Below are 8131 nucleotides of genomic sequence, written 5' to 3'. Positions count from 1 at the left end.
CCGGGCCTCGCCCCTTCGGGGCCGCTGCAAGCAGCGTTCAAATCTGCTCCCGGCAGATTTGTCGCTCACCCCAGTCACATAGTTATCTATGCTCCTGGGGACTCACTCGCTTGCCGCCTTGATGCAGCCTGAATGATTTTGTGTATGTTTTTATTTAGCACCCCGTTGAGAACGGCGTTAGTGTAATGATTTTGTTGCTATGCGGCAATCAAGAGCCGGATCTAAGGATCCGGTGGTGCAAACCACGCTGATTTAAAATCAAACCAGCCGAGGGTATTCATGCGTAACCCGCGCATACTGCGCTGTCCTTGAATGATGAGCCAGTGGTGGATTAGCGGCACAATGGCCTTTGTGGCGAGCAGCTGTTGGCACCATGCAGCCAGGCTCATTTCGCCCGTTCGCCAGCGGGCCGCATCGTTTTCCCAGTCCCGCGAGATACAGTTTTGCAGTAACGGGACTTCGCACAAATGGGCGAACAGCGAGAAATCCAGCGGTAGGGTAAAGTTGGCGCTGTTGAGCCAGATATCGCTGACGATTTCACCCGCATGCCATTGATCGTAGTCGATCTCCTGAATATTTAACTGTACCTGATGCTCTGCCAGCAACGTCTTCATGATCTGCGCGATAATCCGATGTTCGATGTGATCGCGATAGTAGGTGATCGTCAGCGTTTCCAGTCCGGCGGGTTTTTCACCATGGCCGGGTTTGGCATGGTGCCAGCGGGGGAGCAAACCGTAGGCGGGAAACCACAGTCGCTGGAACTGTTCGTCGGCGTGGCAGATGAGATGGGTTGGCGAAAGAACGCGGCTAACCCAATCGCGAACCTCCTGATTAGCGCCACGGTGGGTGCGCGCATCAAACAGCAGGTAGTAGCATCCTTCCTCGAGGCGGCTTTCGATCGCCTTTTCATCCTCGGTGGGGCCTTTTAGCGTCAACCCACCGCCAGGCTCTTCGCCGATATCGGGTAACACCCAAACGTTAACTTCGTCGATCAGCGCCCGGTAGCCAAAGTAATCATCAAATGCATGAATTTTCAGTTGGTTATTGGTATTGCGCATCACCGCATAGGGACCAGTGCCAATCGGGTGGCTGGAGAAGTTGCTGAGCGTCTCCCATTCTCGCGGCAGGATCATGGCGGGGACTTGCCCCAATAGCCAGGGAAGCCAGCGGTCGGGTTGGGCGAGATGGATATCCAGCGTCCAGGCCGTGGGAGAAACGATCTGCGTGATGTGCGAGTACAGCGGCAGGGCGTTAATGCGCATCAGCGAGGTGATGACATCTTCCATTTCCAGTTCGCGGCCATGATGAAAATGAATCCCCGGACGCAGGAAGAATCGCCAGTGTAAAGGTGAAATCTGCTGCCAGTGATGGGCGATGTCCGCTTCCAGTTCCCCATTTTCCTCATTTACCCGAATTAAGGCGCTGAAGATTTGCCGGGCGATATGAGTTTCTGAACGGCGTAGCGCCGTACCGGGAAGCAGGTTGTGCATGGGACGATAATAGAGAACGCGCATGATGTGCCGCCCCTGGCGAAAGCTGCGCCCCAGGTGAGAAACCAGCATCTGTCGTACGGCCGTTTTGTCACCGACCAACTGCACCAGTTGATCGATGCGATCCTGTTCCAGCAGGTCTTCTGCCCGCTGCTGCTGGAGTGCCAGCCCGGTATAGAGGAAAGTCAGGCGCGAGCGTTTACCTCGCCCAACTTCGGCTTCCCACGTTAACCAGCCGCGTTCTTGCATGGTATTGAGCAGGGTACGCATATGGCGGCGCGAACAACTCAGCAGCTCCGCCAGCTCGTTCAGCGTCGTGTCTTGCGTTTTGCCGTCACAGCATTGCCACAGACGGATGAACTGTTGTTGCAGACGACCAGAAGACATAAAAGGGGAACTCCTGCGAAAAACTCAGCAATTTTATTTTCCCTATATTAAGCCAATAATAGATTCCGATGAAGCGATGAGACAACGAAGGGGTCATCTATGCGTCAGTTCTGGTTGAAATACTTTACCGCGACGGAAAAATCGTCCTGGTTGGCTTGCCTGAGCGCACCGCAGCGCTTAAAGATGCTCGAAGAACTGATGCAGTGGGAGGTGACAGCCTGACTCCTGAATTGGGAATTGCAGACATCATGTGTGACTGAGTATTGGTGTTAATCGCCGCGCCAGCAGATAATCACTGCTGGCTTTTTTTGTTTCTGCTGCGCTAAAAGGAACTGTAATGCTCTGGATTATGACCATGGGACGGCGCCTCAACGGCGTTTACGCGGCATTTATGCTGGTCGCTTTTATGATGGGCGTAGCAGGTGCATTGCAGGCACCCACGCTGAGCTTGTTCCTGAGCCGTGAAGTCGGGGCGCAGCCGTTTTGGGTCGGGCTGTTTTATACCGTCAATGCGATTGTCGGGATCGTTGTCAGCCTTGGCCTCGCGAAACGATCCGACAGCCAGGGCGACAGGCGCAAGCTGATCATGTTCTGCTGTTTGATGGCAATCGGAAACGCGCTGCTGTTTGCGTTTAATCGCCACTATCTCACGCTTATCACCTGCGGTGTGCTGTTGGCCTCGCTGGCGAATACCGCCATGCCGCAGCTGTTTGCGCTGGCGCGGGAATACGCTGATAACTCCGCGCGTGAAGTGGTGATGTTTAGCTCGGTGATGCGTGCGCAGCTTTCGCTGGCCTGGGTAATTGGACCGCCGCTGGCCTTCATGCTGGCGCTGAATTACGGCTTTACGGCGATGTTTTCCATTGCCGCAGGGATTTTCGCCATTAGCCTGGTGCTGATTGCGCTGATACTGCCGTCAGTCACGCGGGTGGAGCAACCTGTTGACGTACCGCTGGAACAGACCGGCGGTTGGCAGGACAAAAATGTGCGCATGTTGTTTATTGCCTCCACGCTGATGTGGACCTGCAATACCATGTACATCATCGATATGCCGCTGTGGATAAGCCTTGAGCTGGGGTTACCGGACAAGCTGGCCGGTATCCTGATGGGGACGGCGGCTGGGCTGGAAATTCCGGCGATGATCCTGGCGGGCTACTATGTGAAGCGCTTTGGTAAACGGCGAATGATGATCGCGGCCGTGGCGGCGGGCGTACTGTTTTATCTTGGTTTGATCTTCTTTCACAGCCGCACGGCGCTGCTGGTGCTGCAACTATTTAATGCAGTATTTATCGGTATCATCGCCGGGATAGGAATGCTGTGGTTTCAGGATCTTATGCCCGGGCGTGCGGGGTCAGCGACCACATTATTTACCAACAGTATTTCAACGGGGGTCATTCTCGCGGGAGTGATTCAGGGGGCTGTTGCGCAAAGCTACGGTCACTTTGCCGTCTATTGGGTGATTGCGGCGATTTCTGTGGTCACGCTGGTGATGACCGGGCGGGTGAAGGACGTTTGATTTTTGGCGTGCCGGATGCGCTGCGCTTATCCGGCACCACAAGGACTAGCGCATAAACGCTGGCTGCTTGTCTTCGTACTCGGTGATGGCTGCTTCATGCTGCAGCGTCAGCCCGATGCTGTCCAGACCGTTCAGCATGCAGTGGCGGCGGAAGTCGTCGATTTTAAAGCTGTAGGACTTATCGCCCGCTTTCACCACCTGCGCTTCCAGATCCACTTCAAATTTAATGCCCGGATTGGCTTTCACCAGGGCGAACATTTCATCTACCTGCGCGTCGCTCAGGGTCACCGGCAGCAGTTGGTTATTGAAGCTGTTGCCGTAGAAGATGTCAGCGAAGCTTGGCGCGATCACTACTTTAAAGCCGTAATCGGTCAGCGCCCATGGCGCATGTTCACGGGAAGAGCCGCAGCCAAAGTTTTCCCGCGCCAGCAGAATTGACGCGCCTTTATATTCCGGGAAGTTCAGTACGAACTCTGGGTTAGGCTGTTGCCCTTTTTCATCCAGAAAACGCCAGTCGTTAAACAGATGAGCGCCAAAACCGGTGCGCGTAACCTTCTGCAAAAACTGTTTGGGAATAATCGCGTCGGTATCCACGTTGGCGGCATCCAGTGGGACAACCAGGCCGGTATGTTGGGTAAATTTCTCTGCCATGGTAGTTTCCTTATTTGATGCTGCGAATGTCGGCAAAATGACCGGTAACGGCGGCAGCGGCGGCCATGGCCGGGCTGACTAAGTGCGTGCGACCACCGCGGCCCTGGCGGCCTTCAAAGTTACGGTTGCTGGTGGATGCACAGCGCTCGCCTGGGTTCAGGCGGTCATTGTTCATGGCCAGACACATGGAACAGCCCGGTAAACGCCATTCAAACCCGGCTTCGATGAAGATCTTGTCCAGACCTTCCGCTTCAGCCTGCGCTTTCACCGGACCAGAACCCGGCACAACCAGCGCCTGTACGCCTGGCGCAACTTTGCGCCCTTTGGCGATTTGGGCCGCAGCGCGTAAATCTTCAATACGCGAGTTGGTACAGGAACCGATAAACACTTTATCAATAGCCACTTCTGTTAACGGAATACCCGGTTTCAGCCCCATATATGCCAGCGCTTTTTCAGCCGATGCGCGCTCAACGGGATCGGAAAATGACGCCGGGTCGGGAATATTATCGTTCACCGAGATGACCTGACCCGGATTCGTACCCCAAGTGACCTGCGGTGCGATCTCTTCTGCCTGCAGGGTAACGACGGTATCAAACGTCGCGTTGTCGTCGGTTTTCAGCGTTTTCCAGTACGCAACCGCGTTGGTAAAATCCTCACCCTTCGGTGCGTGTAAACGCCCCTGCACATAGTTAAAGGTGGTTTCATCCGGTGCGACCAGACCCGCTTTGGCGCCCATTTCAATGGCCATGTTGCACAGGGTCATACGGCCTTCCATGCTCAGCGCACGGATGGCTTCGCCACAAAATTCAACGACGTGTCCGGTACCGCCTGCACTACCGGTTTTACCGATAATCGCCAGCACGATATCTTTGGCGGTAATGCCAGGTGCTGCCGTGCCGTTAACTTCAATCTTCATGGTTTTGGCACGCCCCTGTTTCAGGGTCTGCGTCGCCAGAACGTGTTCAACTTCAGAGGTGCCAATACCAAAGGCCAGCGCGCCAAACGCGCCGTGTGTGGCGGTGTGGGAGTCGCCGCAAACGATGGTCATACCCGGCAACGTTACGCCTTGCTCAGGCCCCATCACGTGAACGATCCCCTGATACGGGTGGTTCAGGTCGTACAGTTCGACGCCAAATTCATTGCAGTTTTTGATCAATTCCTGCATCTGAATGCGCGCCATTTCGCCGGAAGCGTTAATGTCTTTGGTTTGCGTGGAGACGTTATGGTCCATGGTGGCAAAGGTTTTACCCGGCTGGCGCACCTGACGGCCATGCGCACGCAGGCCATCAAACGCCTGCGGAGAGGTCACTTCATGCACCAGATGTCTGTCGATATACAACAGCGGGGTTTCGTTTTGCGCTTCGTAGACGACGTGCGCATCGAACAATTTTTCGTATAACGTTTTGGCCATGATTACACCCCTTCTGCGACGTAACGGGCAATAATGTCACCCATTTCATCGGTACCGACTGCGGCAGCGCCACGGGCTAAGTCACCGGTGCGAATGCCTTCTTCTAATGCGCGGTTGATGGCGCTCTCGATTGCGGTTGCCGCATCATTGGCGTCCAGGCTGTAGCGCAGCAGCAGCGCCAGCGAAAGGATTTGGGCGATAGGGTTAGCAATGTTTTTCCCGGCGATATCTGGAGCGGAGCCGCCAGCGGGCTCGTACAGACCAAAGCCCTGCTCATTCAGGCTGGCGGACGGTAACATCCCCATTGATCCGGTGATCATGGCGCATTCGTCAGACAGAATGTCGCCAAACAAGTTGGAACACAGCAGCACGTCGAACTGGGATGGATCTTTGATCAACTGCATCGTCGCGTTGTCGATGTACATATGCGCCAGCTCAACATCCGGATATTCATTAGCAATTTCATTGACGATTTGGCGCCACAGAATAGACGTTTGCAGTACGTTGGCTTTATCAATCGACGTGACTTTGCGGCGACGCTGGCGAGCAGATTCAAACGCGATACGTGCGATACGCTCGATCTCGAAACGGTGATAAACCTCGGTATCAAAGGCTTTTTCATGTTGTCCGCTGCCTTCGCGGCCTTTTGGCTGACCGAAGTAGATACCGCCAGTCAGTTCGCGCACGCACAGGATGTCGAAACCGTTCGCGGCAATATCTGCGCGCAGAGGGCAAAATGCTTCCAGCCCCTGGTACAGCTTAGCCGGGCGCAGGTTGCTGAATAATTTGAAGTGTTTACGCAACGGCAGCAGCGCGCCGCGTTCAGGCTGCTGGTTTGGTGGCAGATTTTCCCATTTCGGGCCGCCAACGGAGCCAAACAGAATGGCGTCAGCTTGCTCACAGCCTTCAACCGTCGCTGGCGGCAGCGGCTGACCATGGTTATCGATAGCGGCCCCCCCCACGTCGTAGTGGCTGGTGGTAATGCGCATGTTAAAACGGTTGCGGATTGCGTCCAGTACCTTCAGGGCTTGCGCCATCACTTCCGGGCCAATACCGTCGCCCGGCAAAACAGCAATATGATAATTCTTCGACATCACACGGTTTCCTTGTTGTTCTCGTTGTTCTGAGCTTTGCGTTGCAATTCTTTTTCGACTTCTTCGGCGCGCCAAATGTTGTTCAGCACATGAACCATCGCTTTCGCGGACGATTCGACGATATCTGTTGCCAGACCGACGCCGTGGAAGCGGCGACCGTTATAATTAGCAACGATATCCACCTGGCCCAGCGCATCTTTACCGTGCCCTTTGGCGGTCAGGCTGTATTTCACCAGTTCGATGTTGTACTCGGTCACACGGTTGATGGCCTGATAAATGGCATCGACCGGACCGTTGCCGTTCGCTGCTTCGGCTTTGACTTCTTCACCGCAGGTCAGCTTGACGGAGGCGGTGGCGATGTCATTTGAGCCGGACTGCACGCTGAAGTAATCCAGACGGAAATGCTCCGGCTCTTCCTGCTGTTTATTAATAAAGGCCAGCGCTTCCAGGTCGTAATCAAATACCTGACCTTTTTTATCCGCCAGCTTCAGGAATGCGTCGTACAGGTTGTCCAGGTTGTATTCATTCTCTTTATATCCCATCTCGTCCATACGGTGTTTCACCGCGGCGCGTCCGGAACGGGAAGTCAGGTTCAACTGCACCTGGTTCAGACCGATGGATTCAGGCGTCATGATTTCGTAGTTTTCACGATTTTTCAGTACGCCGTCCTGATGGATGCCAGAGGAGTGGGCAAAGGCGCCGCTACCGACAATGGCTTTGTTGGCCGGAATGGGCATGTTGCAGATTTGGCTGACTAACTGACTGGTACGCCAGATTTCCTGGTGATTAATGCGGGTCTGTACGTTCAGGATATCTTTGCGCACTTTGATCGCCATGATCACTTCTTCCAGTGAGCAGTTACCGGCGCGTTCGCCGATACCGTTCATCGCGCCTTCCACCTGGCGAGCACCGGCGTGGACGGCCGCCAACGCGTTGCCAACGCCCAGACCTAAATCATCATGGGTGTGCACGGAGATGATGGCTTTATCGATATTCGGTACGCGTTCATACAGACCAGAAATGATTGCTCCGAATTCGAAAGGCATGGTGTAGCCAACGGTATCGGGGATATTGATAGTTTTGGCTCCCGCATTAATCGCGGCTTCGACCACGCGGGCCAGATCGGCAATAGGGGTACGGCCAGCATCCTCGCATGAGAACTCCACGTCATCTGTATAATTACGCGCACGCTTCACCATGTAGACTGCTCGCTCGATCACTTCATCCAACGTGCTGCGCAATTTCGTCGCGATATGCATCGGCGAGGTGGCGATGAACGTATGAATGCGGAAAGCCTCAGCGACCTTCAGAGATTCTGCGGCAACGTCGATATCTTTTTCTACGCAGCGGGCTAAGGCGCAAACGCGGCTGTTCTTCACCTGACGAGCGATGGTTTGTACGGACTCAAAGTCACCCGGTGAAGAGACCGGAAAACCGACCTCCATCACGTCAACGCCCATACGCTCGAGGGCCAGCGCAATCTGCAGTTTTTCTTTCACACTCAGGCTCGCCTGTAACGCCTGTTCACCATCACGTAAGGTGGTATCGAAAATAATGACTTGCTGGCTCATGGTTTAGGTCC

The 8131-nt window shown here is 54.7% G+C and carries 7 protein-coding genes and 1 riboswitch (1 of these 8 only partly in view); of the genes, 2 read left to right on the top strand and 5 right to left on the bottom strand.

All coding sequences use genetic code 11. The features are described from left to right. Positions 1–25, bottom strand: a riboswitch (TPP riboswitch) (it extends 162 nt beyond the left edge of the window). A gap of 196 nt (positions 26–221) precedes the next feature. After that, positions 222–1877, bottom strand: a complete 1656-nt coding sequence (gene sgrR / locus FDW87_RS16050) for an HTH-type transcriptional regulator SgrR (RefSeq protein ID WP_016155682.1) — start codon at positions 1875–1877, stop codon at positions 222–224. 99 nt (positions 1878–1976) lie between these two features. Here sgrR and sgrT point away from each other — a divergent pair, with 99 nt between their 5' ends. Together sgrT and FDW87_RS16040 are read left to right on the top strand one after the other, a co-directional pair. Then, the gene (sgrT, locus tag FDW87_RS16045; protein WP_016151681.1) at positions 1977–2099 is read left to right on the top strand and encodes a glucose uptake inhibitor SgrT; all 123 of its coding nucleotides are present in this window, start codon (positions 1977–1979) and stop codon (positions 2097–2099) included. A gap of 115 nt (positions 2100–2214) precedes the next feature. Then, a complete protein-coding gene (locus FDW87_RS16040) occupies positions 2215–3393 on the top strand; it encodes a sugar efflux transporter (protein WP_019078362.1) in 1179 nt (392 codons plus the stop codon). Positions 3394–3438: 45 nt separating this feature from the next. Here the strand turns inward: FDW87_RS16040 and leuD are convergent, their stop codons facing one another. The 4 genes from leuD to leuA are packed head-to-tail and all read right to left on the bottom strand — an operon-like array spanning position 3439 to position 8120. Next, positions 3439–4044: a 3-isopropylmalate dehydratase small subunit gene (gene leuD, locus FDW87_RS16035; RefSeq protein ID WP_016151683.1), complete on the bottom strand. Its 606-nt coding sequence runs from the start codon at positions 4042–4044 to the stop codon at positions 3439–3441. Positions 4045–4054: 10 nt separating this feature from the next. After that, the gene (leuC, locus tag FDW87_RS16030; RefSeq protein WP_016155685.1) at positions 4055–5455 is read right to left on the bottom strand and encodes a 3-isopropylmalate dehydratase large subunit; all 1401 of its coding nucleotides are present in this window, start codon (positions 5453–5455) and stop codon (positions 4055–4057) included. A gap of 2 nt (positions 5456–5457) precedes the next feature. Beyond that, positions 5458–6549, bottom strand: coding sequence for a 3-isopropylmalate dehydrogenase (gene leuB / locus FDW87_RS16025; protein WP_016155686.1), 1092 nt, complete (start codon positions 6547–6549; stop codon positions 5458–5460). Then, complete coding sequence (gene leuA, locus FDW87_RS16020; RefSeq protein WP_047417199.1) at positions 6549–8120, bottom strand: 2-isopropylmalate synthase; 1572 nt, start codon at positions 8118–8120, stop codon at positions 6549–6551. Before leuA ends, leuB begins: the two co-directional genes overlap by 1 nt. Between the last annotated feature and the right edge of the window lie 11 nt (positions 8121–8131).

It is taken from the genome of Citrobacter sp. wls826, from assembly GCF_005281245.1.
GTDB lineage: Bacteria > Pseudomonadota > Gammaproteobacteria > Enterobacterales > Enterobacteriaceae > Citrobacter > Citrobacter braakii.
This window is presented reverse-complemented; position numbering and strand designations above follow the sequence as displayed.